This is a genomic window from Pseudomonas sp. SGAir0191, assembly GCF_002812565.2.
GTDB lineage: Bacteria > Pseudomonadota > Gammaproteobacteria > Pseudomonadales > Pseudomonadaceae > Aquipseudomonas > Aquipseudomonas parafulva_B.
On sequence record NZ_CP025035.2, the window covers coordinates 278,409 to 304,397 of the forward strand.

Annotated in this window: 23 protein-coding genes and 2 tRNA genes; 9 read left to right on the forward strand and 16 right to left on the reverse strand. The window is 59.6% G+C overall.

Annotated elements, in window-relative coordinates; genetic code table 11:
* Positions 1–53: 53 nt before the first annotated feature.
* The 5 genes from CWR53_RS01215 to CWR53_RS01240 form a co-directional block, all read right to left on the reverse strand.
* The gene (locus tag CWR53_RS01215; protein ID WP_181405451.1) at positions 54–1,280 is read right to left on the reverse strand and encodes a hypothetical protein; all 1,227 of its coding nucleotides are present in this window, start codon (positions 1,278–1,280) and stop codon (positions 54–56) included.
* On the reverse strand, positions 1,273–2,316 hold the full coding sequence (locus tag CWR53_RS01220) for a nucleoid-associated protein (protein WP_100850615.1): 1,044 nt from the start codon (positions 2,314–2,316) through the stop codon (positions 1,273–1,275). The genes CWR53_RS01215 and CWR53_RS01220 overlap by 8 nt, the downstream gene beginning before the upstream one ends.
* Positions 2,317–3,555: 1,239 nt before the next feature.
* Positions 3,556–4,875 (reverse strand): integrase arm-type DNA-binding domain-containing protein, encoded by a 1,320-nt coding sequence (locus CWR53_RS01230; protein WP_100850617.1) that lies wholly within the window; start codon positions 4,873–4,875, stop codon positions 3,556–3,558.
* Between the two features lie 163 nt (positions 4,876–5,038).
* A tRNA-Thr gene (locus tag CWR53_RS01235) sits at positions 5,039–5,114 on the reverse strand.
* A 98-nt stretch (positions 5,115–5,212) separates the two neighbouring features.
* Positions 5,213–5,461 (reverse strand): hypothetical protein, encoded by a 249-nt coding sequence (locus CWR53_RS01240; RefSeq protein WP_058606182.1) that lies wholly within the window; start codon positions 5,459–5,461, stop codon positions 5,213–5,215.
* 652 nt (positions 5,462–6,113) lie between these two features.
* Here CWR53_RS01240 and CWR53_RS01245 point away from each other — a divergent pair.
* Positions 6,114–6,389, forward strand: a complete 276-nt coding sequence (locus tag CWR53_RS01245; RefSeq protein ID WP_100850618.1) for a DUF3077 domain-containing protein — start codon at positions 6,114–6,116, stop codon at positions 6,387–6,389.
* A 428-nt stretch (positions 6,390–6,817) separates the two neighbouring features.
* Here the strand turns inward: CWR53_RS01245 and CWR53_RS01250 are convergent, their stop codons facing one another.
* The 5 genes from CWR53_RS01250 to CWR53_RS01270 all read right to left on the reverse strand — a co-directional run bounded on the left by CWR53_RS01250 (position 6,818) and on the right by CWR53_RS01270 (position 11,110).
* Positions 6,818–8,023, reverse strand: a complete 1,206-nt coding sequence (locus CWR53_RS01250; protein ID WP_100850619.1) for a methyltransferase — start codon at positions 8,021–8,023, stop codon at positions 6,818–6,820.
* 113 nt (positions 8,024–8,136) lie between these two features.
* Positions 8,137–8,826: an ABC transporter permease gene (locus tag CWR53_RS01255; RefSeq protein WP_078477838.1), complete on the reverse strand. Its 690-nt coding sequence runs from the start codon at positions 8,824–8,826 to the stop codon at positions 8,137–8,139.
* A complete protein-coding gene (locus CWR53_RS01260) occupies positions 8,823–9,518 on the reverse strand; it encodes an ABC transporter permease (RefSeq protein WP_058606101.1) in 696 nt (231 codons plus the stop codon). Before CWR53_RS01260 ends, CWR53_RS01255 begins: the two co-directional genes overlap by 4 nt.
* Before the next feature lie 54 nt (positions 9,519–9,572).
* Complete coding sequence (locus tag CWR53_RS01265) at positions 9,573–10,325, reverse strand: ABC transporter substrate-binding protein (RefSeq protein WP_058639938.1); 753 nt, start codon at positions 10,323–10,325, stop codon at positions 9,573–9,575.
* A gap of 11 nt (positions 10,326–10,336) precedes the next feature.
* Positions 10,337–11,110, reverse strand: a complete 774-nt coding sequence (locus tag CWR53_RS01270; protein WP_058606102.1) for an ABC transporter ATP-binding protein — start codon at positions 11,108–11,110, stop codon at positions 10,337–10,339.
* 638 nt (positions 11,111–11,748) lie between these two features.
* On the opposite strand from CWR53_RS01270, the gene gabP reads away from it, so the two are divergent.
* On the forward strand, positions 11,749–13,134 hold the full coding sequence (gene gabP, locus CWR53_RS01275) for a GABA permease (protein ID WP_078477839.1): 1,386 nt from the start codon (positions 11,749–11,751) through the stop codon (positions 13,132–13,134).
* A 664-nt stretch (positions 13,135–13,798) separates the two neighbouring features.
* On the opposite strand, the gene CWR53_RS01280 is transcribed toward gabP, so the two are convergent.
* The 6 genes from CWR53_RS01280 to CWR53_RS01305 all read right to left on the reverse strand — a co-directional run bounded on the left by CWR53_RS01280 (position 13,799) and on the right by CWR53_RS01305 (position 19,290).
* On the reverse strand, positions 13,799–14,242 hold the full coding sequence (locus CWR53_RS01280; protein WP_058639911.1) for a hypothetical protein: 444 nt from the start codon (positions 14,240–14,242) through the stop codon (positions 13,799–13,801).
* Positions 14,243–14,329: 87 nt separating this feature from the next.
* A complete protein-coding gene (gene ppk2, locus CWR53_RS01285) occupies positions 14,330–15,310 on the reverse strand; it encodes a polyphosphate kinase 2 (RefSeq protein ID WP_058604238.1) in 981 nt (326 codons plus the stop codon).
* 224 nt (positions 15,311–15,534) lie between these two features.
* Positions 15,535–15,610 (reverse strand) — tRNA-Phe (locus tag CWR53_RS01290).
* A gap of 91 nt (positions 15,611–15,701) precedes the next feature.
* Positions 15,702–15,974, reverse strand: coding sequence for an oxidative damage protection protein (locus CWR53_RS01295; protein ID WP_058639172.1), 273 nt, complete (start codon positions 15,972–15,974; stop codon positions 15,702–15,704).
* Entirely contained in the window at positions 15,974–17,038 is a 1,065-nt protein-coding gene (gene mutY, locus CWR53_RS01300; RefSeq protein ID WP_100850620.1) for an A/G-specific adenine glycosylase, read from the reverse strand. The genes CWR53_RS01295 and mutY overlap by 1 nt, the downstream gene beginning before the upstream one ends.
* The gene (locus CWR53_RS01305; RefSeq protein ID WP_100850621.1) at positions 17,035–19,290 is read right to left on the reverse strand and encodes an AsmA family protein; all 2,256 of its coding nucleotides are present in this window, start codon (positions 19,288–19,290) and stop codon (positions 17,035–17,037) included. The genes mutY and CWR53_RS01305 overlap by 4 nt, the downstream gene beginning before the upstream one ends.
* Positions 19,291–19,574: 284 nt before the next feature.
* On the opposite strand from CWR53_RS01305, the gene CWR53_RS01310 reads away from it, so the two are divergent.
* The 7 genes from CWR53_RS01310 (at position 19,575) to hisF (ending at position 25,968) form a co-directional block, all read left to right on the forward strand.
* Positions 19,575–21,236 (forward strand): OFA family MFS transporter, encoded by a 1,662-nt coding sequence (locus tag CWR53_RS01310; protein ID WP_100850622.1) that lies wholly within the window; start codon positions 19,575–19,577, stop codon positions 21,234–21,236.
* Positions 21,237–21,595: 359 nt separating this feature from the next.
* Positions 21,596–22,549, forward strand: coding sequence for a transposase (locus CWR53_RS01315; protein WP_100850623.1), 954 nt, complete (start codon positions 21,596–21,598; stop codon positions 22,547–22,549).
* A gap of 294 nt (positions 22,550–22,843) precedes the next feature.
* A complete protein-coding gene (hisB, locus tag CWR53_RS01320; RefSeq protein ID WP_023532883.1) occupies positions 22,844–23,437 on the forward strand; it encodes an imidazoleglycerol-phosphate dehydratase HisB in 594 nt (197 codons plus the stop codon).
* Positions 23,438–24,076: an imidazole glycerol phosphate synthase subunit HisH gene (gene hisH, locus CWR53_RS01325; protein WP_058604243.1), complete on the forward strand. Its 639-nt coding sequence runs from the start codon at positions 23,438–23,440 to the stop codon at positions 24,074–24,076.
* The gene (locus CWR53_RS01330) at positions 24,077–24,337 is read left to right on the forward strand and encodes a DUF2164 domain-containing protein (RefSeq protein WP_027914086.1); all 261 of its coding nucleotides are present in this window, start codon (positions 24,077–24,079) and stop codon (positions 24,335–24,337) included.
* Positions 24,338–24,364: 27 nt separating this feature from the next.
* Positions 24,365–25,114: a 1-(5-phosphoribosyl)-5-[(5-phosphoribosylamino)methylideneamino]imidazole-4-carboxamide isomerase gene (gene hisA / locus CWR53_RS01335; RefSeq protein ID WP_058604245.1), complete on the forward strand. Its 750-nt coding sequence runs from the start codon at positions 24,365–24,367 to the stop codon at positions 25,112–25,114.
* Positions 25,115–25,197: 83 nt separating this feature from the next.
* Positions 25,198–25,968, forward strand: coding sequence for an imidazole glycerol phosphate synthase subunit HisF (hisF, locus tag CWR53_RS01340; RefSeq protein ID WP_058604246.1), 771 nt, complete (start codon positions 25,198–25,200; stop codon positions 25,966–25,968).
* The last annotated feature ends 21 nt before the right edge of the window (positions 25,969–25,989 follow it).

Consider the following 25,989-nt stretch of genomic DNA (forward strand, 5'->3'; position numbering starts at 1 on the left):
AATGAGGGTTTGCTAGGGGGAGGTATGGCGTAGAAAGAATAAAACGTTAGCGGTCAGTATTTTCGGCTGCGCAAAGGGTTTTTAAGAAAAACACCTATGGTAGAGGCGATTCGTACAAAAGCGTATACGAAAAGTGCAAAGGCTATTACCAAGCAAATCTCTATAGGGATTTCTTTGTTATTAGAGAAGTAGAAGAATAGAGCGCTCGCCGCTGCGAGTGCAAGGGCGACAATTAGTGAGACTATCTCAAGCAAGATGTACTGGTACAAGAAGCGCGTTTCAAGGAGCTTGTATTGGTCGTCAAATTGTAATTTTACGGATGAATGTTTTTGTTTTATGAGTTGAAGTTCGTTGTTTATCTCGTTCAAAATAGAGAGAAGTGTGTTTCTTTGATTTAGTATCAATAGCATCATGAACGCAGCGAAAGCTATCGCTCCGCAAAATATGATTAGATTCTTGAGCGTCATGCTATTGCTTGTTTCGTACTGGCTCCCCACTAAGATCAAAGAGGCAGGAACGACTAAAAGTTGATTCTGTATGTCGGAAAATACTTTATTTATCCTGGTTATGAATTCGAATTTGCTTTTTTCTACTTCTGCTTTTATTTTTTGGAATGAGAATTCTGAGACGTAAAGCTGATAGCTTGAAGAGACTCTACGGTAGAATTCTTCAAATTTTTCGGCAATTAGGCCTGTTGATAGTTTTTTGTCAAATTCATTGTGAAACTCTAAGAGCACTGACTTGATTATGGTCTTTTTCTGTTCCGAATGTATGTCGTCCTCGACGAATTTTTCTTTAAATTCATCAAGTCGACAGATTGGCGATAAGTGCTCTGCTGAATAATTTATCTGTAAGTCAAATTTTTCTCTATGGAAAAAAATAAGCTTTGAAATGTCGCCTTGATGATCAGATATTTTCTCAAGTAAAGAAACTAGGCATGTATGCTCTAGGTATGACTTAACTGGAGTAGGGCATTCATTAATTTCGCCGTTGTATAGAAAGTCAAGATCTGCAACGTAAAAGGTGGTCGGAGCTTTTCTCTTTCTCGATGGAGCGGTCAGTAAATCTGCCATCGACGCAGAGAAATACTCTGTGGCTGTTGATGTTGCTCTGAACGTTACAGATTTAGTATTGGGGTCATTTGCTATAAGTACGTCATGTGTCTCGAGGGTACTAACGATTTCCTCAAAGTCATGATCAGAGGCTATACCTGATACACGTCCGCGAGACATTTCTCGTTTCTCGAGTCTCCGATATATGCTGACAAGACTGTCAAGCATAATCTTCTGCGTCCACTAGTTCGCCAAGAGCACGCTTCATATCATTGACTAGTTCTTCTGGTGGGGAACTAATAATGATAGTATCGCTGTCTGGGTCATAGCGCACAGTTTCCTGCCTCAGGTCGTCAACATCGAAGCTAACACTAATGCTACCAAAACGTCGGCTTACGCGCATAAGCTTTTTGTATGAGGCCGGATTGGGGGAAAATACTTCATTTACCTCAAATGCACTTTCTCGGACAAACAAGGCAAACCCTTCAGGGTTTTGGTCATCGATGTGGGCAGAAAGTGCTGTCAAATTTACTGGTTCGTCATCATGTTTTTTTGTGTTGCAATAGTTGTATAAGCTATCGCGCGCTTGTTGGCATCGTTCTGGTGTCCAATCTTGCTCAGAACAATAGGCTTCGGCGGCCTTTATAACCATTTCGGTGTTGTGCTTTGCGTCTGTATATTCAGTGCAAGATATAGCTGTCCTGAAGTAACGCGTTACATCGGCATCGCCTGCTCTTCGCTTAATGAACGAAAGATACGGTTGTTCATCTCTCAGAAGCTTTTCAATGTCAATTCGCGCAGCTTCATGAAGGTGAGATATGTCAAAAGACAGAGAGTTGTTGAGGTCTAAAGTTGCCTCGTCAATGCCGACACCCTCTTTCAGCTTGAGCATTGCGATCAAAAACCACTCGCGGCCTTGGTTGTTATATCTTACGAAAAGTGGCCAGCTTGTTGTTGCCATGAACTGATCTTGCATGCGATCTGATAGTAAAGTGCTAGTGCTTACACTTAGCTCTACCAAGTCAATTTCGGCTCTCAGGTATCTTTTTAGTAAAGCAGGGAACGCATGCAGCAGAGGGTCGGCACCAAAAGTTCCGTAGCCATTACTTAGCTTTGTGTAGAGAGCGAGTACGTCGGTGCAAAGGAGATCAAGCCTTTCATCAATGGGCAATAATTCTTCCCTTGGGCGGATGGTCGTTGACCCCTCTCCCGAAGTCTCTTTTGCCTTGAGTACCCCATGAATGATTGACTCCCTGACTTCCATCTCAGCTCGCTTCCTTCGTTGTTATTGGAGCAAAAGCTCCACGTTATTGGTAGTGGTAGGCTTTTGCCATCCTATCGCCATCATAGGGGCTTTGTTGATCTTGGCAAGGGGCGGACCCAGCTGCGGAGCTCTTGGGGCCTTTCCAATAACTCAAATTCATCAATTCAGCATGAGCGACCAGTGTAGTGGTCTTGACTGTATCCCAATGGGCGCTATCCAACCGATCGTTCAAAGCCAACGCCCCCCGCTTAGCTCAATCGCCTGCCGTAGCCAGAATTACGACGGTCGCGCCTACCCACCAATGCCATGTCGCTCACCTCATCGTCCGCTCTCCGATCCTCGCCCCACGTCATCCCGCCAAGAATGCTCAGTGTTATCAGGGATCAAGGCCCCTGCGACCTGTGGGGAATGTCCTCTTCGCGGGACTGGCGGCTCCTTACGTCCGGGAGCAAGGGCATCTCATGATCTGGCCTCCTGAACACCGTTACCGGTGGGCGGGTGGAGGCAGAACTGGCTGACGAGACCAGCGCCTGAAGATCCTGAGTCGGGTGAACGCAGCAATGCGATGACCGGGGCATGCCTGACTGTCAGTCAGGTGCAGTCCATTCCTTGGTCTGCAGCACCATCATCTGCATGGCTGTTGCTGGTGACATCGGCGTTTGTCACGCCGATTGTCACGAGGGGGAATGCCGCATAGCCTTGTGCGATCAGGGTTGCAGCAGTGGTAGTAGTGCCCGTCTCTTTCCAGAAGAAAGAGACGGGCGCAGGTTGGCGCAAATTTTCGGCCAAGCGGATAGGTTGCTGCAGGGCAGCGAGGTACGGAGTATCTGGCGCACGAGCGCTATATGTGTAAGAGCATTCATCACATGGGTTGTGACCGGGCGAGCTGCCGAATGCTAATCGCCCTTGGGGAGAACCACCGCGAGAGCGGCGTGGCCTTGAAGGTTCGGGCCACCTGGGGTGCTGTCATCGACAGCTCTTGCAACTCCCGCTCTACGCCTGTGGACAATATTCGTCAAGCAAAGCGATTTCAGGTATTTAGCACCTGTGGATAAAACTATCCCCCGGTGGACATCAGTGGTTTTCCACAGACGTACTCTGTGCCAACAGTTTTTTTCTAAGGTATGGTCCATTCAAACGGGGCGGCTATGCAGCCCCGTTTGAATGGACCCGCGCGGAGGAGCTTCATGTCGGTGCTGTGGGTAACTTCACAGCGAGTTGAGGTGGTGGTGCGGCGGGTTACTCGGTCCTCTTGGCACTGCGAAGGCGCGTGACGTTCTCGCCCGTCTGCTTGGCAAACTCATGCGGCGTCACATGGTCCTCGCGGTTCGCCTCCAGAAACCGGCCCCACCAGGTCATGATCATCCGGCGCTCTTCGAGGAACTCGGCCTTGTGGGTGTAAGCGGCCCGTACGTTGTTGCGTTCCTTGTGACTCATCTGCCGCTCGATTGCCGTCTCCGACCACAGCCCGGACTCGACCAGCGCACTGCACGCCATAGCTCGGAACCCGTGGCCGCAGATATCCACCTTGGTGTCGTAGCCCATCGTCCTGAGCGCAGCATTCACCGTGTTCTCGGACATCGGTTTCCACGGTTTGGCATCCCCCGCGAACACCAGGTCGAACTTGCCGGTGAGCGCGTGGATCTGCTCAAGCAAAGCCACTGCTTGCGGCGATAAGGGTACAACGTGGATGTCCCCGGCCATCTTTGTACCCCTTGTGGAAAACGGCACGCCGTCCAGCGCCGGGCGGGTGTCGGGGATTTCCCAGATTCCGCGCTTGAGGTCGAACTCGTTCCAGCGGGCGAAGCGCAGTTCACTGGACCGTACGAATACATGCAACGACAGCATCACCGTGAGGCGCGTGAGCGGGCGACCTTTGTAGTCCTCGATGCATGCCAGTAGCTCTGGCAGCCGCGATAAGGGTAGTGCGGGTCTGTGAGTTACCCGTGGTGTCTTGATCGAGCCATCGAGGTCGTGAGCTGGGTTCGCTGTGATCAGCCGCAGCCGTTTGGCTTCACGCATGATGCTTTGCAGGTAGTTCTTGATCCTGAGCGCCACGTCGATGGTGCCGCGCTTCGTCACGGCTTCCAGTGGCTGCATGAGGTCGTGGGTGTCCAACTCAACGATTGCTCTGGCACCGAGCAAAGGGAATACGTGAGTCTTCAAACGGCTGAGCACTGTCTTGGCGTGGCCGGGCGCCCACTTGGGCACCATGCTCGCGTGCCAGTCGAGCGCAACGCTTTCGAAGGTGCGGCCATTGATCACGGCCTGGGTCTTGGCTTGTTGCTTGGACTGGATCGGATCTATGCCGTTTGCGAGCTGCTGCTTGATCTCGAAGCGCTTGCGGCGTGCGTCGCCCAGCCCGACCACCGGGTAGCTGCCGAGGGCGGTCAGGCCTTCGCGGCCATCGGGTTTCACGTACCTGAGCCGCCAGCCTTTGCGGCCGTTGGGTTGCACAAGGAGGTAGAGACCGTCGCCGTCGAATAGCTTGTACTCGCGCTCTCTGGGCTTTGCCGTGCGACAGGTGGTGTCTGTAAGCGGGGCAGTGGTGCGGGCCATAAGGGTAGTCTCCGATATCGAAACGGACCTCTATCCTTAAAACTACCCTTATTAGCGCTGGCTACCCTCGGAATCCGACGGAACGCCAAAACGAAAAAACCCGCCAAAAGGCGGGTTTTTCGTGAATTCCAGAGATTTTGAAAGCCTTCTCTGAAACCTTATATGGTGCCGGCACCAGGAATCGAACCCGGGACCTACTGATTACAAGTCAGTTGCTCTACCAGCTGAGCTATACCGGCAATGGGGCGTCATTATAACGATCGTTTGGCGTGTGTAAACCACTTCCTTGCGATTGTTTGAAAATGACCTAAGTCACCGACCCAAAAGGGGAATTTTCTTACCAGCCGCGGTGGATGGTGGTGACGCTTGGCTCGGTCTTGCCGGGGTTGAAGAACAGCTTGTCGTTGTCGCAACCGCGCTTGCGGCAGGGGGTGTCGGCGCGTAGCGGCAGGCCTCGGTCGCCGCCCAGCTGCATGCCGGGGTGGTTCCAGCCGAGGTTGCCGGAGGCGGGGTGCGAGGGGGCGCTGGCGCAGGCGGTGAGGGCCAGGGCGAAGGCGAGCAGGGCGAGGGGCTTGGCTTGGGTCACGAGAGTCAGGTCCATTGTCGAATCTGGCGCAACGCCAGATGGCCGCAGGGCTGGCAGGCAGCGCGCGACGTCACTTTTTAATGATTTGGGGGGCGCATGATACACGGTTATGGTGGCGGGGATTAGGGGTGGGGTGTTGCGGGGAGTGTGCGGTGGGTCATGGAATTGGAAGTTGGGTGGGGTTTGAGAGAGAGGAGGTGGGTGGGGGCGGTGTGTGTAGGGGGGGATATGTGGTTTGGGGTGGGAGTTTTGGGGCCGCTTTGCGGCCCATCGCGGCGCGAGGCCGCTCCCACACGGGGATGAGTTGGGCTGGAGTGTTGTAGCTTGCGAGCCTTGGTTTTGTAGGAAATGTCTGGACTATCCGGCTGGAGGCTTCTGCAAGTTTAGTTATCGGACGTATCCTACGCGCTCTGCCGAAGTATCACCGTTGTCTGGGAAATACCTCACGGATACCTTTGCCCCGTCGCTCTGGCGACCGGGTGTGAGAACCCGACTTCGAATAAGCGCTACCTGCAATGGTGGCCGTGCGCGGGCAGGCTTTGGTCTGGCCGGGGTTCCTTATTCACTCGGTTTCTCACCCTGCGTACGGCTGCCACCCTATCCGTGAGAAGGTTTGCGTGGCGGCTCCTGTTTTCGAATAAGGAACCAAGCCATGGATAAGAGCAATTCAGACCTTGTCACCACCGCAGGCGTAGAAACCTTCCTCCAAGCCGGCACCCCACCCGTAAACCTCCTTCGCGTTCAACCCGGCATCCCGGTGGATGCTGCGTACGAACATGTCTCGATCCTGATGGGTTACATCAGGCACCTGGTGCGTGAGGGGGATATGGAGGATGACCATAAGCTGCTCGGTGCTGCGGATTACCTCTGCGACATGGCCAACGCCTTGCTGAACGACATCGAAATCGCCAAAGGCAAGCGCCACTAGCGAAGGCCCACCAGAACCTCGGCTGCATGGATGACCATAGGGCCAGGGTGCCAAGCGGATAGGCAACCCGTTTTTAGGCACCCGCCCAGTTCTTTGATAACGACCCGCAGAAAACAGACTTCAAAATTTCAAGGCGATGGCATGCACTGAAGCCATTCCCAATTCCGGCATGGCAACCCCACCCCCTACGCACCAAACCTCTCTGAAATCAACAAAAAATCGCCCCCGAAAAATTGCTTATGCACAAGCGGCATCGAATGCTTGTGCCAATGGCATAACTCAAGCCTCAACCACCCGAATTTGCGCAAATGCCTGTTTTTGCTGGTCTTGAACGTGATTTTGGAATAAGCAAATCCATCTGGATGGCCGCGTACACCAACAGGTAACCCCAAGCTTGTTCACAGACTTATCCACAGGTTGTTCTGCGGCTATCTGTCGCGCTCGGCAAGGATCATCAGGTTGCGTGGGGTAAGGGCATAGTCGCAAAACACGCCCAAATGCACGTCATAGCCCTGTTCGGTCAGAAAAAGGGCACGATCCAATGCCAGCCAGAGTTCGAGCGGGCGTCGGAACAGGTTGCGCAGGCGTTCGAGGTTACGGACCTGCGCCAATCGCTCCCACCCCGCCGACTCCAAGGCCGCCCAGTCGATATCCCCATGCAGCTCCAATTGCTTGAGCGCCGCCAGGTCACGGCAATACTGCTCGAAGGGCTTGGCCAGCCAGGCCACCGGCAGCGATGGCGTAGGCAGGTACTGGTCGGTCTGGCGCTGCTGGCGTTGCAGCAGGTCGAAGCCCAGGCGGCGGGCCATGGACGTGTCGCGCTGGCGGCGTACGCGGGCGCCGGCGGTGACGGTTTCGCTCAAGGGCAGGCCAAGGTCATCCAGCGACAGCTGCAAGGCCGAGGCACGGGCAGCTGTGGATAACGCTTGGTACTGGGCGGTGGCAATGCGGTTGTAGCAGCACGGGGCCACGGCCAGCTGTGGGCAGTTTTGCTGGCTGGCCAGGCGCAGCAGCTGGACATGCAGGTCGCCGCAAGCGTGCAGCGCGACCACGCTGGTGTCCGCATCCAGATGCTCGGCGCTGCCAGGGGCCATCACGTCCTGGTGGATGTGTTGCACGGGCAAGTGGTGATGGGCACTGAGCGCTTGGCCGGCGGCCACCAGCTCGGGATCGTACTCCAGGCAGGTCAGGCGCTGGCCGGGTTGCAGCAAACGTCGGCCCAGGTGGCCTTTGCCCGAGCACCAGTCCAGCCAGTGACGCGAGGGTGCGCGGAAGGCGAGGTGACGGGCGAAGGCTTCGATCTGCTGCCATTTGCGGCCAGGCACATTGACGTCAAGCCGGTGCGCGGCGGCGGGCAGCGCACAGGCTGGCAGGTCACCCAGAGCGCTGAGCGTCTGGGCGGCATCAGCCAGCTGTGGATAAGGTGCGGGCAGTGCGTGCGGGTCGACCTCACCCTCGGCATCGGCCAGGGTGTTTTGGCGCAGATGTCGCGCCAGATCCGGGTAGGTGCCTTCCCAATCCAGTCGCAGGCGGGTGAATGGCCTGGGTTTCCACAGCGCCTGATGCTCGATCAAAAACCGATCAAGCGCCTGAAAGCGTTCGAGCAGAAGGTGGCTGTGGAGGGAGGTAGGCATTGGGAGCGCTGTCGATAGAAGGTGTTCAGGCCTTGCTGCCGGCTGAACCCGCTTTCACCCTTGCATCCACATGCTAGGCAAACACGGGCCAGCCGGCTGCGGCCGGTAAAGGATCAGCGCCCTTGGCAGGCGTCCACGCGCAACCAGCGCTCCAGCAGCTTGAAGCCCTGCACCAGCATGAACGAGATCAGCAGGTAGAACAGGCCAGCGGCGAAGAAGATTTCCACCGGCAAGTACGTGCGGGCAATGATGGTCCGCGCCATGCCGGTCAGTTCCAGCAGGGTAACCGTACTGGCCAGTGCGCTGGCCTTGAGCATCAGGATCACTTCGTTGCTGTAGGCCGGCAGGCCGATGCGGGCAGCCCGGGGCAACATGATGTAGATCAGCGTCTTGGCCCGGGACATGCCCAGCGCCCGCGCAGCCTCGATTTCGCCCTTGGGAATGGACTGCAAGGCGCCGCGCAGGATTTCGGCGATGTAGGCGGCGGTGTGCAGGGTCATGGTCAGCACGGTGCACCAGAACGGGTCGCGCAGGTACGGCCACAGCGCGCTGGCGCGCACGGCGTCGAACTGGGCCAGGCCGTAGTACACCAGAAACAACTGCACCAGCAGCGGGGTGCCGCGGAAGAAGAAGATGTAGCTGAACGGCACGGCGCGCACGTACCAGTGCCGCGAAGAGCGGGCGATGCCCAGCGGAATGGCCAGGATCAGGCCGGCCACGACCGCGATGGCCACCAGCTCCAGGGTCAGGGTAGCGCCCTGGGCCAGGCGTGGCAGCCACTTGATGATCACTTCCCAGTTCATTGTTCGGCCCTCGCGAAGCCGCGAGCGGCGCGTTGTTCCAGGAAATGCATGCCGGTCATGGCAATGACGGTCAGGCTGAGGTAGATGCAGGCCGCGACCATGTAGAAGGTGAACGGCTCCTTGGTCACGGTCACGCCGATCTGGGCGTGGCGCATGATTTCTTCCAGGCCGATCACCGACACCAGCGCGGTGTCCTTCATCAGGATCATGAACAGGTTACCCAGGCCGGGCAGGGCGATGCGCCACATCTGCGGGAGGATGATCCGCGACAGGATGCGGCCCTTGGACATGCCCAGCGCCAGCCCGGCTTCGCGGTGGCCTTTGGGGATGGCCAGGATGGCGCCCCGGAACACCTCGGTGGCGTAGGCACCAAAACACAGGCCAAGGGCAATGACGCCAGCGGCAAAGGCACTGAGCTCAAGGCCGGGCATGTGCAGGGCTTCACCCAGGGCGTTCATCAGGCCCACGGTGCCGAAGTAGATCAGCAGCACCCACAGCAGTTCGGGAATACCCCGTACCAGGGTCGAGTAGAAACCGCCAAGCCATTGCAACGGCTTGATCGGGGAAGTCTTGGCCAGGGCGCCGAGCAGGCCCAGCACCAGCCCTAACAGCAAGGCGCACAGCGCCAGTTTTACGGTCATCAGGGTGCCGGCCATCATGGCCGGACCGAATCCGTGCAAGTCGATATTCATGGGCAGGTCATTCTAGGGAGAGGCGCGCCACCGGGGCGCGCCAATCGGGGCGGATCATTCGATGCTGAACGGGAAGTACTTGTCGTTGATCTTCTTGTACGTACCGTCGGCCTTGATTTCGGCCAGGGCCTTGTTCAGGTCGTCGCGCAGCTTGGTGTCACCCTTGCGCACGGCGATGCCGATCTTGTCGCTGTCCATCACCGGCTCGCCCTTGAACTCGTAGTTCATGCCGTCCTTGCTCTTGAGCCACTCGTACTGCACGTACTTGTCGGCCAGGATGCCGTCGATACGGCCGGAGACCAGGTCCAGGTAGGCGTTTTCCTGGGTGTCGTACAGCTTGATGTCCACACCGCTGTAGTTGTCTTCCAGGTAGGTGCCGGCCAGGGTGGCGCGCTGGGTGCCGATGACCTTGCCCTTGAGCGAGTCTTTGTCAGTCTTGAAGTCGACGTTTTTCGGCGCGATGAACTGCAGCTTATTGGAGTAGTACGGGTCGGTGAAGTCCACCGCCTGCTTGCGCTCGTCGGTGATCGACAGCGACGAGATCAGGAAGTCGAACTTCTTGGCGTTCAAGGCCGGGATGATGCCGTCCCAGTCGGAGGTGACGACCGAGCATTCGACCTTCATCTTGGCGCACAGGGCATCACCGATGTCCTTGTCGAAACCGACGACGTTGCCGCTGGCGTCTTTGTTGTTGAACGGTGGGTAGGCGGCTTCGATACCCATGCGCAGTTTTTCCGCGGCCATGGCATTGGCCGACATCACCAGGGTGGCAGCGGCTGCCAGGAGAAACTTCTTGTAGGTGTGCATGTATTGCTCCGTTAGCGGTGGCTGGACATGAATTGCTTGCAACGCGCCGAGGTCGGGTTCTCGAAGACCTGCTGCGGCGATCCCTGCTCTTCGACCAGGCCCTGGTGCAGGAAGACCACTTCACTGGACACCTGGCGGGCAAAGTTCATCTCGTGCGTCACCAGCAGCATGGTACGGCCTTCGTCGGCCAATGCGCGGATAACGTTAAGCACTTCCTGGACCATTTCCGGATCGAGGGCCGAGGTGGGCTCGTCGAACAGGATGACCTTGGGCTTCATGGCCAGGGTACGGGCAATGGCGGCGCGCTGCTGCTGGCCACCGGAAAGCTGGGCGGGGTAGCTGTGGCGCTTGTCGTAGATCCCCACCTTGTTGAGCAGCGCTTCGGCTGCCTCGACGGCTTCGGCCTTGCTTTGGCCAAGTACGCGGCGTGGGGCTTCGATGATGTTGTCGAGGATCGACATGTGCGGCCACAGGTTGAAGTTCTGGAAGACGAAGCCGATTTCGCTGCGCAGGCGGTTGATCTGGCGGTTGTCGGCAGCCATCAGGTCGCCGTTCTTCGCCGCCTTGAGCTTGAGGGCTTCCCCGGCCACGAGGATTTCGCCCTGGTGCGGGTTTTCCAGCAGGTTGATGCAACGCAGCAGGGTGGATTTGCCGGAGCCGGACGACCCCAGGATGGAGATCACGTCACCGTCGCGTGCGGTCAGCGAAATGCCCTTGAGAATTTCCTGCTCGCCATAGCGTTTGTGCAGGTTGCGGATTTCCAGCGCGGGCGTGGCCTGAGCCATGTGCGGTCCTCATGTGTTCGGGTGCGTTCCCAGCTGTTGGCGGCCTTCCTGGCGTGCGCCAAGCTAGCATAGCGGCATTATGACGGCCAACAGGGTCGCCGGGCACTCTGGGCATTGGTGGGGCAGTTTGTCGCATCGTTGCAGCGCAACGTCGCGCAGATGTCCACAAGGGAGGTTGCCCGGCACCAGAGCCATGATGAAAAAAGGCGCGATGGTGCCAGTTTTGACGGGCTCAGGGAAGCGCTTTCGGACCATGTGCCCGTGAAACCTGACTGCCCGGGCAGCCTGTCGAGCCACCCTGGTGCAGCCTTTTTGACCGCCGCCTTGGCCTAGGGTTGTACCGAAGGGTTGCGCCCTGTTTGCCTTGTGATGGTGCGAAGGTGTTACCGAGGGGCACCTTTGGTGCATTTGTAAGTGAGTATTTCGGTAATGAGCGCTTTTGATGGCTAATCGGCCACGCGTTGACGCTTTTTGCCCTAGCCCCCGCCGTTGCTGGTCTTGAGAGTGGCCTGGTCGAGTGCGCGTAGCACATGGCGCGGTTATTGCCAGTCTCCAATCAAGGGTTGCCGCTGTGCATGCTCCAGACGCGAGCCGCGCATCTGCAACCGACGTGATCTACTCCTTGCAAAGGTAGTTTTATGAGCGGCAACAATTCCAATGACCTCGCTCAGGGGCTTAAACAACGGCATGTGACCATGCTGTCCATCGCTGGCGTCATCGGCGCAGGCCTGTTCGTCGGTTCCGGCCACGCCATTGCAGCGGCGGGCCCGGCGGTGCTGCTGGCCTATGCCGCTGCCGGTACGCTGGTGGTGCTGGTCATGCGCATGCTCGGTGAAATGGCAGTGGCTTCGCCCGACACCGGTTCGTTCTCCACCTACGCCGACCGCGCCATCGGGCGCTGGGCAGGGTTCACCATCGGCTGGTTGTACTGGTGGTTCTGGGTGCTGGTCATTCCGCTGGAAGCCAACGCCGCTGCAGCCATCCTGCATGCCTGGTTCCCGGCCGTGGACCTGTGGGCGTTCTCCCTGCTGATCACCTTGGCGCTGACCGTGACCAACCTGTTCAGCGTGAAGAATTACGGTGAGTTCGAATTCTGGTTCGCCCTGCTCAAGGTGCTGGCCATCATCGCGTTCATCGTGGTCGGTTGCGTGGCCATGTTCGGCCTGGTACCCACCAGCCAGGTCAGCGGTGCCAGCCACCTGTTCGACACCCAGGGCTTCATGCCCAACGGCCTTGGCGCCGTGCTGGCTGCCATGCTGACGACCATGTTCTCGTTCATGGGCACCGAGATCGTCACCATCGCCGCTGCCGAGTCCAAGGACCCGGGCAAGCAGATCAGCCGCGCCACCAACTCGGTGATCTGGCGGATCTGCCTGTTCTACCTGGTGTCGATCTTCCTGGTCGTGGCGTTGGTACCATGGAATGACCCGGCGCTGGCCGAAGTCGGCTCGTACCAGACCGTACTCAGCCGCATCGGTGTGCCCAATGCCAAGCTGATCGTCGATATCGTGGTACTGATCGCCGTGACCAGCTGCCTGAACTCGGCGCTGTACACCTCCTCGCGCATGCTGTTCTCGCTGAGCAAGCGTGGCGATGCCCCGGCGATGGCCCAGCGCACCACCAAGGCGGCTACGCCATACGTGGCGGTGTTGCTGTCCACTGCGGCGGCGTTCCTGTGCGTCTTCGCCAACTTCCTCGCGCCGGCCCAGGTCTTCGAGTTCCTGCTGGCAAGCTCTGGCGCCATCGCGTTGCTGGTGTACCTGGTGATTGCCGTTTCGCAACTGCGCATGCGTGCCAAGCGCGAGGCCAGCGGTGAGCAGATCGCGTTCAAGATGTGGCTGTTCCCAGGGCTGACCTGGGCGACCATTGCCTTTATCGTGGCGGTACTGGGGGTAATGGCACTGCGTGAGGACCACCGCATCGAGATCATCGCGACGGCACTGCTGAGCATCGCCGTGGTGGCTGCGGGGCTGCTGGTGCACCGCAAGCGCGAAGCTGGTGGCCAGGCGGCAGTGGTCAAGTAAGGCAGCGGCGACCGCTCGCTTGCCCTCTGGTGCAAGCAGCGGCTCTACGCGGAATCTGCAAGCTTGCACAATGCCATGTAGCGGTCCTTGCCGAGTGGCCGGGCCGGCCGCGGCATATCTGCTCAGAAGCTGAAAACCTGGGGCCGCTGTGCGGCCCATCGCGGCACGAGGCCGCTCCTACAAGATGGCGTCAGCAAGCTATCTGCTGTATGCAGTCGCCATCGGCATGCCTAGCACTTCCCACACAGCAGCCATCGCCATGCATGGCACTTCCTTGAAGCAGAGTGCCATAACCTTTCAAGGCTTTTGACTCAGCGATAGGTTGGCACTGCAAGCCGCTACTGACCCTGCAGCATTGAGGTCATCGGCAGCTCACCAGCTTGTCGTTTTGCCTTGCAGGATCAACTGTATCTGCAGGATAACCCGCTCTTGTGGGAGCGGCCCTCGTGCCGCGATGGGCCGCAAAGCGGCCCCGACAATATCAATTCAGAAGCTGAAATCCTGGGGCTGCCGCGCAGCCCATCAGGGCCGATCAGGCGCCCCGGCAAGGCCCACACATGGGATGGTTTCCAGCTGTGTGCCGGGGAGTCCTTCAAAAAAGCTTCAGCCCTCCCAGCTACTTGCCGGGACGGTTCGCCCTGCGACGAACCGCCCCTGACAGCAATCAACCAAACTGCTTCTGCTGTTGCTGCTGCTTGGCCACCAGCTCGGACGCAGCCAGGTAAGCCTGTTGGAACTCATCGCTTTCCAGCCACGCCATGGTCGTGTCTTCGTCCGCGCCATCGAGCCATGCACGGTAGGCGTTGAATACCATCACGATATAGTCGGTCGCGTGTTCTTCCTTATGGCCCTTGAGCACCAAGGCCAGCAGCGGGTCCACCAGGAACACCGAGATCATCGGCACCAGGCCGCCTTCCTGCGCTTCTTTCATCTTCTTGAACAAAGGGTCGTAACTGGCCGACGCCATGGCCTTGTCGAACACCTGCTCGACGCTGGCGCTATCGCCTGCGCTGGCCTTCACGGCCTGGCCGCTGCGTACCATGCGGTTCTGCTTGGCCTTGGTGGCGGCGCGCTTGGCGCGTTTTTGTTGCTTGGTAGAGGTGGCCATGGGCAATCCTTGGGTGGGGCTTGAAAGTGCGCGTATTGAAGCGCAGTTGCCCGCGAAACCCAAGTGCCATGCACGCACCGGTGGCCGTCAACTGGCGATCGCGTCGTCCTCCTCGAACCCGCGCGATGCCCGGCCGACCAGCAAGGGGTCCGGCGCGTAGGCCACGCTCAAGTCCTTGTCCGGGTAGTCCAGCGAATGCAGGAAGTGGCGGATGCAGTTGATGCGCGCACGCTTCTTGTCATCTGACTTGATCACCGTCCACGGCGCGTCGGCGGTGTCGGTATGGAAAAACATGGCCTCCTTGGCGGCTGTGTAGTCGTCCCATTTGTCCAGGGACTTGATGTCGATGGGCGACAGTTTCCAGTGCTTGAGGGGGTCATCACGGCGCGAGATGAAACGGCGCAGTTGTTCCTCGCGGTTCACCGAAAACCAGTACTTGAACAGCAGGATGCCGCTGTTGCACAGCATCCGCTCAAGGTCCGGCGCCTGGCGCATGAACTCCAGGTACTGAAGGGGCGAGCAGAAATCCATCACCTTCTCGACGCCGGCGCGGTTGTACCAGGAGCGGTCGAAGAACACCATTTCTCCCGCCGTGGGCAGGTGCTGCACATAGCGCTGGAAGTACCACTGGCCTTTCTCCTGCTCCGACGGCTTTTCCAGCGCAACGATGCGAGCGCCCCGGGGGTTCAGGTGCTCCATGAACCGCTTGATGGTCCCGCCCTTGCCTGCAGCGTCCCGCCCCTCGAACAGAATCACCACCCGCTGGCCTGTTTCTTTCACCCAGCTTTGCACCTTGAGCAACTCGATCTGCAGGGCGTGCTTGGCCCTTTCGTACTCCTGTCGACGCAAGCGCTGCGGGTAGGGGTAGCCTAATGGCAAGCGCGCCGATGTGCTGTCTTCGCTGCTGCCCTTGGGGGCGGTGGCGACTTCCAATGCGGCGGGCGCCTGGCTGATCGCGGTAATGGCAGGTTCGGGTTTGCGCGGGCGGGGGCGGCGAGTGCGCGGCTTGGCCTTGGGGGCAGCGTTCTCGAGGGGTGGGGAAGTCTGGAGAGGGGCGTCTTCGCTCATGGAGGTCCTTGCAAGGTGGTTCGAATGTTTACCTTGAATGCTAAGGACGACAGGGGGCTGGCTTTTTGATGTTGGTCAACTTGGCCGGGATGAGTACTGCTGCTCGAAGGCTACCCATGACGAAGGGCGGTCCACCAGCACTTTTCGACAGGCAACAAAAAACCCGCACTGGGCGGGTTTCTTGTGTCGCTTCGGGTAACTTTGCAACCACCAGAAGCTGAAGGTGGTGCCCAGAGACGGAGTCGAACCGCCGACACGAGGATTTTCAATCCTCTGCTCTACCGACTGAGCTATCTGGGCGACGAGGTGAATTAAATAGACTTTCAGACTGCTCGTCAACGACTTTTTGAAAAAAATATTAAATTAATTCCGTCGCTTACGTTCCCCGAGGTCACTGCGAGGGCGGCACGTAGCCTTCTGCCTGGGCGTATTCTTCGCCGGCGAAAAACTTGTCCATCTCGGCCTGGAGGAATTTGCGGTCCTCGCCATTCATCATGTTCAGGCGCTTTTCGTTGATCAGCATGGTCTGGTGCTTCTGCCAGTCGGTCCAAGCCTTCTGCGAGATGTGATCGAAGATGTCCTGGCCCTTGGCCCCCGGATAGGGTGGGCGGTCCAGGCCGGGCAGTTCTTCGTTGTACTTGCGGCACATCACGGTGCGGGTCATCAGGCATCTCCTGCAATCAGTTCGTCGGCTGCGCGTTTGAGCAGCTTCTTCACCGGGGCGGCCAGGCCCAGGCGCGGTGGGGTGGCCAGGTTATACCAGAGCCAGTCGGCCTCGACCATGTGCCCTTCGACCGGGTCGACGTGCACCAGCCAAGGCTCGATGGCCAGCTGGAAGTGGCTGAAGGTGTGGGTCAGGTTGTCCAGGGCGCGGCTGCGGCCCAGGCGCAGGCCGTGCTGGTTGGCCAGGTCGTCGAGCTGGGCGATGTCGTCGAGCTCCGGCAAGCTCCACAGCCCGCCCCACAGGCCACTGGACGGGCGACGGTACAGCAGGATGGCGCCGTCGTCGTTGGCCAGCAGCGGCATCAGCGTGCGCCGCTGCGGTAGCGCCTTGCGCGGTTTGGGCTCGGGGTAGCGGGTTTCTTCGCCGTGCAGGTGCGCCTCGCAGCCGCGCCGTACCGGGCAGAGCAGGCAGGTGGGTTTGCTGCGGGTGCACAGCGTCGCGCCCAGGTCCATCATTGCCTGGGTGTAGTGGTTGGCACGAAGCTTGGGCGTGAAGCGCTCGGCGGAGGCCCACAGTTGGTTGGCCACCTTCGGCTCACCGGGGTAACCGGCCTGGGCGGTGAACCGGGCCAGCACCCGCTTGACGTTACCGTCCAGGATCGGCGCACGAATGCCCATGCTGATGCTGGCGATGGCGCCGGCTGTGGAGCGGCCGATACCGGGCAGCTCGGTGAGCTGCTCGACGCTGCGCGGAAACACCCCGCCATGCTGCTCGACCACGATTCTTGCAGCCTTCTGCAGGTTGCGGGCGCGGGTGTAGTAGCCCAGGCCCGTCCACAAATGCAGCACCTCGTCCTCGGGCGCCTCGGCCAGCGCCTGCACGGTCGGTAGCGCGTGCATGAAGCGGTCGAAATAGTTCAGCACCGTGCTGACCTGGGTCTGTTGCAGCATGATCTCAGACACCCATACCCGATACGGGTTGATGCCCTGTTGCCAGGGCAGATCGTGCCGACCGTGTGCGTCGTACCACGCCAGCACAGCGCTGGAAAACTGCTCGGGTGTCATCGCTTGAACAGCCCCTTGAGCGCGTCTTTGAGTTCCGGGCTCACTTTGTCTCCGAGTTTTTCATCGAGCTTTTCGTCGATCTTGTCTTTGAGGCGGTTGCCTGCGAGTTTGGCAGCGACCTTGCCCATGCCGTCCTTGTCCAGACGGCAGGCCTTGGCGCCCAGCTCCAGTGGGCCACGGCAGCGCAGCGGTACTTCCACACCCACGTATCGCTCGTTGACCTGGCAGGCCGGGTCGGGCATGGCCCGCTGGTCGCCCTCGACGATCACGCCCACGTTGTAGTCCATGCCCAATACCCGCAGGTCCACGTCACCATGGCCGTTGACGGTCAGGCCTGGGATTCGCACCTTAAGGTCAGGGTTGCTGGCCACGCCATTGCGAATCACCACGCTGCCACGCAGCTCCTGGAACGGGGTGTCCTTGCCGCGCGGCTCGCCGCTGAGCGACTTGCGGTTGAGCGTGGCGATGGCCTGGCACAGTTGCTGTTCGAGGTTGGCATTGACCAGCACACCGTCATTGATGGTGAAGTTGGCCGTGCCGTTGAGCGTGTCCACCAGCGCTTTCTGGCTGTTACCGGTGGCGGTCAGGTCGCTGGACAGGGTCAGCAGGCCCTTGACCGGCGGCGTCTTGTCTTTGTCGTCGGTCTTGATGAAGTGCTCGACCGGTACTCGCTGGATGCGGGTATTGACCCCCAGCTGTGGCACGGCGGGGCGCACATCGACCGTGCCCTTGGCCTCGAAGGTGCCGTTGTACAGGTCACCGCGCAAGGTTTGCAGGGTCAGTAGCCCACCCTGGCCATTGGCTGTCAGGCGGGCGTTGCCGATGGGCAGCTTGTCCAGCGTCAGCGAACCGAAGCTCAGGTCTGCCTGCAGGTCGAGGGCGCGCAGACGGTCCACCGGCAGCAGTTTGTCAGTGCTCCAGGCGCCCTGGGTGGGCGCGTCGGGTAGCGGTGTGCTGCCTGCACCGGCCACGGCACTGGCTTCTTGCTGCTGTACCTGGGCCTTGCGCGCAGCAGTGGCGCCCTTGGCCTCTTCACTTTTGGCCGGCAGGTACCGGTCGGCATCGAAGCTGTCGCCCTTCAGTTGCAGGCGCAGGGCTTGCCTGGCGAAATCTTCGATCGCCACGCGCCCGGTGAAGGTGCTGCTGTCCAGTTTCACCGACAAGTCTTCCAGGGCGATGCTGGCAGGGGTGCCTTGCAGGCGCGTGACCAGTTCGAGCTTGCCGAAGGCGGCCGGGTCCTGGGTGGCGGGCAGCGGATGGCCGATACCGCCCAGGAACGTGCGCAGGTCGAACTGCGCAATGGACAGGCCACCACTTAGCTGCGGCGTCTTGTCCAGCTCACGCAGGTTGAGTTCGCCCAGGGCGCGCAGCTGGTTGGCCGACAGTTTCAGGCCGTTCCATGACGCCACGTTGGCGGCCTGGTCGAGCAGCAACTGGCCCTGGGCGGCGAAGGTCACGGTCTTGCCGCCGGTAGGCTCGCCGGAGGTTTCACCCGACAGGCGCATGTCTTCGAAGCTGTAGCGCTTGAGCGCACGGTCCAAACGCAGCTCGCCGGCCAGTTCGGTGCGAGCCTTGATGTTGGGCTGGCTGGCGCTGATGAATGCGCTGGCCTTGAGTGGAATATTGGCGCCTTCGTGCACCGCGCCAGTGCTGAGCTGAATGCTTTCGGCGTTGTAGCTGACGCCGCTGCGTGCGTCGGTGTACTGCACGCGTGCATTGTTCACGGTCAAGCTGTCGATATCGAGCTTGACCGGTCGGTCTGCGCTGGCGGTGCCGGAGCGCTGATCGCTGTTTTCGGTGCCTTGCGCATCCACTGGCGCAGGGGTCTTGCCTTCGGCCGACGCGGGCAATGGCTTGCCGAAGTCCTCCCAGTTGCCATGCCCCTGTTCGTCACGGGTCAGGATCAGGTTCAGCCCTTCGACGCGCACATCGCTCATCTGCACCTCGCGGCGCAGCAGCGGCAGTACCCGCACCGACAAGCCCAGCATCTGCAAGTCGGCAAAGGGCGACTTGGGCGCATTCAAGGTGGCGATGCTGGCGTCATGCAGCTCCAGCCCCAGCCATGGGAACAGGCTCCAGCCAATGTCGCCGTTGAGGGTCAGCTCCACATGAGCCTTGTCGCGCGCCAACTGGCGAATCTCGTCTTTGTAGTCGTTGGGATCGAACAGGTGGGTCAGGGCAAAGCCCAGCGCCACGATGATCAGCAACAACCCGAGAAGCCCTAGGCCCAGGATTTTGCCGAACGCTTTCATGGGCGAGTCCTTAACTATCGGAATGTGAATTCAAGCGCGAGAGTATAGCGCCGCAGCGGCCGTCCCTGTTTATTCGCCTGGATATACCGGCCATTTCCTACATGCCAAGCAGATGCTACGGCTTTCGACAGCGGTGATCATGGCAGTTCAGAAAGATCGGCTACAGCGCCTGACCGTTTCAGCCGAAATAAAATGGGCGATATCAGATTGCTTTCATGTGATCGGATACTGCACCCTTGCGCCGCTTTGCCTGCCTCCACAACTTATAAAAAAGGATCATCTCCATGAGCCGTACCGTGACGGCGGATGCCCTGGCCAGTGCGCCAGGCTTCCTCTCCAAGGAACGCATCATCGCCCGGCCGGGCTTCAACCGCTGGCTGGTGCCCCCGGCTGCTCTGGCCATTCACCTGTGCATCGGCATGGCCTATGGCTTTTCGGTGTTCTGGCTGCCGTTGTCGCAAGCCTTGGGCATTACGGCGCCGGTGGCATGCGCGCCAGACATGAGCTTCATTGCCCGGTTGTTCAGCGCCGAGTGCGACTGGCCCATTTCGATGCTCAGCTGGATCTACACCCTGTTCTTCGTCTTCCTCGGCTGTTCGGCCGCCGTGCTGGGCGGTTGGCTGGAGCACGCCGGCCCGCGCAAGGCCGGGTTGGTCTCGGCGCTGTGCTGGTGTGGCGGCATGCTGATTTCCGCCATCGGGGTGAAGACCCATCAGCTGTGGCTGATGTGGCTGGGTTCCGGCGTGATCGGCGGCATTGGCTTGGGCCTGGGGTACATTTCGCCCGTTTCCACCCTGATCAAGTGGTTCCCGGACAAGCGCGGCATGGCCACCGGCATGGCTATCATGGGCTTCGGCGGCGGAGCCATGGTGGGTGCACCGTTGGCCACGGCGCTGATGGGCCATTTTGGCAACGTGCACGAGGTGGGCGTATGGCAGAGCTTCGTGGTCATGGCCGCGATCTACTTCGTGTTCATGACGGCCGGCGCCCTGGCGTATCGCATCCCGCCCACCGGCTGGAAGCCCGAAGGCTGGAGCGCACCGGCCAAGAAGGCGGGCAACGGCATGGTCACCGATCGCCATGTGCACGTCAGCGTAGCCTGGAAAACCCCGCAGTTCGTTTTGGTCTGGCTGGTGTTGTGCCTGAACGTGTCGGCCGGTATCGGCATTCTTGGCATGGCCTCGCCACTGTTGCAGGAAGTGTTCGCAGGCAAGCTGCTGGGCAACGAACTCACCTTCAGCCAGCTCAATGCCGCGCAATTGGCGCAGATTGCCGCCATTGCGGCGGGCTTTACCGGCTTGTTGAGCCTTTTCAACATCGGCGGGCGGTTCTTCTGGGCGTCGTTCTCCGACTATATCGGGCGCAAGAATACCTACTTCGCCTTCTTTGCCTTGGGCGTTGGCCTGTACAGCCTGATCCCGAACATGGGCCACTTGGGCAACGTGGCGCTGTTCGTGGCGGCGTTCTGCATCATCCTGTCGATGTATGGCGGTGGCTTCTCCACGGTACCGGCCTACCTGGCCGACCTGTTCGGCACGCAAATGGTCGGCGCCATCCATGGGCGCCTGTTGACAGCCTGGGCCGCCGCCGGGGTGCTGGGGCCTGTATTGATCACCTACCTGCGCGAGTATCAGTTGGCGGCTGGCGTCGAGCGTGCGGCAGCGTACGACATGACCCTGTACATCCTCGCTGGCCTGCTGGTGCTGGGCTTCATCTGCAACATGCTGATCCGTCCGGTGGCCGACAAGCACTTCATGACCGATGCGCAACTGGCCGCCGAACGTGCGTTGAGCCACGACAAGGGGGCTGACGGCGCGCGGTCCCTCGAATGGAAGGCCGCACCTGGCAGCCTGCCGCTGGTGCTGCTGGCCTGGGCCGTGGTGGTGGTGCCGTTGGCCTGGGGCGTCTGGGTGACCCTGCAGAAGACCGCCGTATTGTTCCATTGATCGGGCCAGTCGAAGCTTTGCCACGGGGCCGTTGTGCCGGGCTCCGCGGCGTCGATGCTGTAGGCAAGTGCAACAGGGCCCCATCCAGTGGCGTAATGCTGTTCACTCAAGATTGTAGGGGCCGTTTCACGGCCCATCGCGGCACTAGGCCGCTTGTATGGTTAGACTTGAAGGGGTGGTGGGACGCGAAAGCCGATTCTGACTGTCAGCAGCAGTACAGACTGTGGGAGACATCGCCCCACCCCTTCCACCAAAGCGCCGATAAAGAATGCATCGTTTTTGAACGACGATAGAAGCAAGCCAGCGCCTCTTGGTGAAACCCCCTTCAAGCCCTAGAACCATAACGTGAGGAGCCACCCATGGCAATGCAGGTAGATCGGTTAATCGTGGGTGTAGATGTCGCAAAAGCGGAGCTGGTTATTCATCACGACGACCGCGATGAAATTATCAAGATTAAAAACGCTAAGCCAGAAATCAAGAAGTGGCTCAAACAGCAAGCGGCCCACACGGCGATCGCCGTTGAGGCTACCAATGTCTACCACTTGGACTTGGTTGAACTAGCCCACGGGATGGGTTTTCAGGTTTATGTCGTCGACGGATTCCAGTTAAACAACTACAGAAAAGGTGTCGGGGGACGTGTAAAGACTGATCCATCTGATGCTCGACTACTATCCCGTTTCCTTAGGAACGAAGGTAACGAACTCCGGCCCTGGAGCCCTCCGCCAGCCGTCTACGGCAAGCTCCAGAGCCTGCTGCGGCGCCGGGCGGCTTTGGTGACTGCGCGCACTGCGATGACCCAAAGTTGGGCCAACGAAAATCTGCTTAGAGCCGCCTTCGAGACCTTTGTGAAATCGATTGATCGGCTGGACCAGTTGATCCAAAAGAAACTGAAAGAAGTGCTGCGCGAGGCTGGATTGCAGGAGCAAGTTGCACGTTGCCAGGCAGTGGAAGGAATCGGTTTTCTCACCGCCACCGCATTGGTAATGGCATTTGTGAGAGGTGAATTTAAGAGCAGCGACTCATACATCGCCTTTTTGGGGATGGACTTGAGAGTGAGCGATTCTGGGCAGAAGAATGGACGTCGCCGTCTTACCAAGCGCGGCTGCTCGGAGATCCGTCGTCTACTTCATAACGCTGCGATGGCAGCCAGCCGATCGGCGGCATGGAAAGAGCTTTATGAGAAACAGCGCACGGCAGGAAAAGCGACGACCCAAGCACTGGTGATTTTGGCTAGGAAACTTGCGCGGGTGGCGTTCGCCCTGATGAGAAATCAGGACGAATATGTCACCAGAAAGGGGAAACTGGCTTGCTGAAAACCATAGAATCTCCCACGATGCCCAGTGAGCCCGCTAACTCAAGCGTCACGCAGTGTGGGAGCGGCCTTGTGCCGCGATGGGTCGCGAAGCGGCCCTCAATGAACAGCATTACCATCCAGTGGCGGCCCTTTAGGTATCACACGGGCGATCATCCGCTCTCGGTTGTATAGACCTGTAGCGGTATCCGAGCCCGTCATGACTGGGCTTGCCATATGTCTTGCGCGTTCCAAGCAGCGGCCATCTGCGCCTATAATGCAGCCCTTTTCGCCTAATGATTTTGCGGAGCTGGTGATGGTCGAACGTAAGGCTTCCGTCGAGCGCAATACCCTGGAAACCCAGGTCAAGTGCTCGATCAACCTCGATGGCAGTGGCAAGGCCCGATTCGATATCGGCGTGCCTTTCCTTGAACACATGCTGGACCAGATCGCCCGCCATGGGCTGATCGATCTGGATATCGAGTGCAAGGGCGACCTGCATATCGACGATCACCATACCGTCGAGGACGTCGGTATCACCCTGGGCATGGCGTTCGCCCAGGCCATCGGCGACAAGAAAGGCATCTTCCGCTATGGCCACGCCTATGTGCCTCTGGACGAAGCATTGTCGCGCGTGGTCATCGACTTCTCCGGCCGCCCCGGCCTGCAGATGCATGTGCCTTACACCCGTGCCAGCGTCGGCGGTTTCGACGTCGACCTGTTCCAGGAATTCTTCCAGGGCTTCGTCAACCATGCCCTGGTCACGTTGCACATCGACAACCTGCGGGGGCACAACACCCACCACCAGATCGAGACCGTGTTCAAGGCCTTCGGCCGCGCACTGCGCATGGCTGTTACCCTCGACGAGCGCATGGCTGGGCAGATGCCGTCTACCAAAGGGTGCCTGTAAATGCAGACGGTAGCGGTAATCGACTATGGCATGGGCAACCTGCACTCGGTGGCCAAGGCGCTTGAGCACGTCGGCGCCGGCAAGGTACTGGTCACCAGTGATGCAGCGGTGATCCGCGAAGCGGACCGGGTGGTGTTTCCAGGCGTTGGTGCCATTCGCGACTGCATGGCCGAGATTCGCCGCCTGGGCTTTGACAGCCTGGTGCGTGAAGTGAGCCAGGATCGCCCATTCCTGGGCATCTGCGTAGGCATGCAGGCGCTGCTTGAGCACAGTGAAGAAAACGACGGCGTCGACTGCATTGGCCTGTTCCCGGGCCAGGTGCGCTTGTTCGGCAAAGACCTGCAAGAAGACGGCGAGCATCTGAAAGTGCCGCATATGGGGTGGAACGAAGTCAGCCAGAGCGTTGACCACCCTCTGTGGCACGACATCAGCGACCGGGCGCGTTTCTATTTCGTGCACAGCTACTACATTGCCGCCGGCAAGCCCACCCAGGTGGTCGGCCGTGGCCATTACGGCGTCGATTTCGCCGCGGCGCTGGCCGATGGTTCGCGTTTCGCGGTCCAGTTCCACCCGGAGAAAAGCCATACCCATGGCCTGCAGCTGCTGCAGAACTTCGTGGCCTGGGACGGGCGCTGGTAAATGAGCCGTTCGAAGACCAAGGCGCCGATCCTCACGCTGGCCCCCGAGCAGGAGCGTGAAGCGCTCGATACGCTCAAGCGCTTTCTCGAAGACCGTTTCGAGCTGGAGCTGGGGTCATTCGAAGTCGCCGAGGTGCTCGAACTGTTCACCCATCACATTGCACCCCATTACTACAACAGGGCGATCGCCGATGTTCAGCTGCACCTCAAGGAGCGGTTCGAGAGCATCGAAAGCGATCTGTGGGCGCTCGAGAAGCCCTGAAACCCCAAGAACGGACAGGTTCCCAAGATGCTGATTATCCCCGCTATCGATCTGAAGGACGGTGCCTGCGTGCGTCTGCGCCAGGGCCGCATGGAAGATTCCACGGTATTTTCCGATGACCCGGTGAGCATGGCCGCCAAGTGGGTCGAGGGCGGCTGCCGTCGCCTGCACCTGGTCGACCTCAACGGTGCCTTCGAAGGCCAGCCGGTCAACGGTGAAGTGGTCACCGCCATCGCCAAGCGCTACCCGACCCTGCCGATCCAGATCGGTGGCGGCATCCGCTCGCTGGAAACCATCGAGCACTACGTCAAGGCTGGCGTCAGCTATGTCATCATCGGCACCAAGGCGGTGAAGCAGCCTGAATTCGTGGCCGAGGCCTGCAAGGCCTTCCCTGGCAAGGTCATCGTCGGGCTGGACGCCAAGGACGGCTTCGTCGCCACCGATGGCTGGGCCGAAGTGAGCACCGTGCAGGTCATCGACCTGGCCAGGCGCTTCGAGGCCGATGGCGTCTCGGCAATCGTCTACACCGACATCGCCAAGGACGGCATGATGCAGGGCTGCAACGTACCGTTCACCAAGGCCCTGGCAGAAGCCACGTCGATTCCGGTGATCGCTTCGGGTGGCATCCACAACCTGGGCGACATCAAGGCGCTGCTCGAAGCCAAGGCGCCCGGCATCATTGGCGCCATCACCGGCCGCGCCATCTACGAGGGCACCCTCGACGTAGCCGAGGCCCAGGCCTTCTGTGACAACTACCCGAGCATTGGCCAGCGCTAAGCGAGCGCGACAAGGGGGCGCCTGGTGCGCCTCCCGTGTCGTCCCACGCTTGCCGCTTGCAGTTGCTTCCCAGGAGCCCTCTCATGGCTTTAGCTAAACGCATCATCCCTTGCCTGGACGTGGACAACGGCCGTGTGGTCAAGGGCGTCAAGTTCGAGAACATCCGCGATGCCGGCGATCCGGTGGAGATTGCCCGGCGCTACAACGAGCAGGGTGCGGACGAGATCACCTTCCTCGACATCACGGCCAGCGTCGATGGTCGCGATACCACCCTGCACACCGTCGAGCGCATGGCCAGCCAGGTGTTCATCCCGCTGACCGTGGGGGGTGGGGTGCGCACCGTACAGGACATCCGCAACCTGCTCAATGCCGGTGCCGACAAGGTATCGATCAACACTGCCGCCGTGTTCAACCCGGACTTCGTGGGCGAGGCGGCGGACCGTTTCGGTTCCCAGTGCATCGTCGTGGCCATCGATGCCAAGCAGGTATCAGGCCCGGGTGAAACCCCTCGCTGGGAAATCTTCACCCATGGCGGGCGCAAGCCGACCGGCCTGGACGCGGTGGAGTGGGCGAAGAAGATGCAAGACCTGGGTGCGGGCGAAATCCTGCTGACCAGCATGGACCAGGATGGCATGAAGAACGGGTTCGACCTGGGCGTGACCCGTGCCATCAGCGATGCGTTGAGCATCCCGGTAATCGCCTCGGGCGGGGTGGGTAACCTTCAGCACCTGGCCGATGGTATCTTGCAAGGGCATGCGAGTGCCGTGTTGGCTGCCAGCATCTTCCATTTTGGGGAGTACACGGTGCCTGAGGCCAAGGCCTATATGGCAGCGCGCGGAATAGTCGTTCGCTGACTCGAAAAAAAAGGGGCTGCC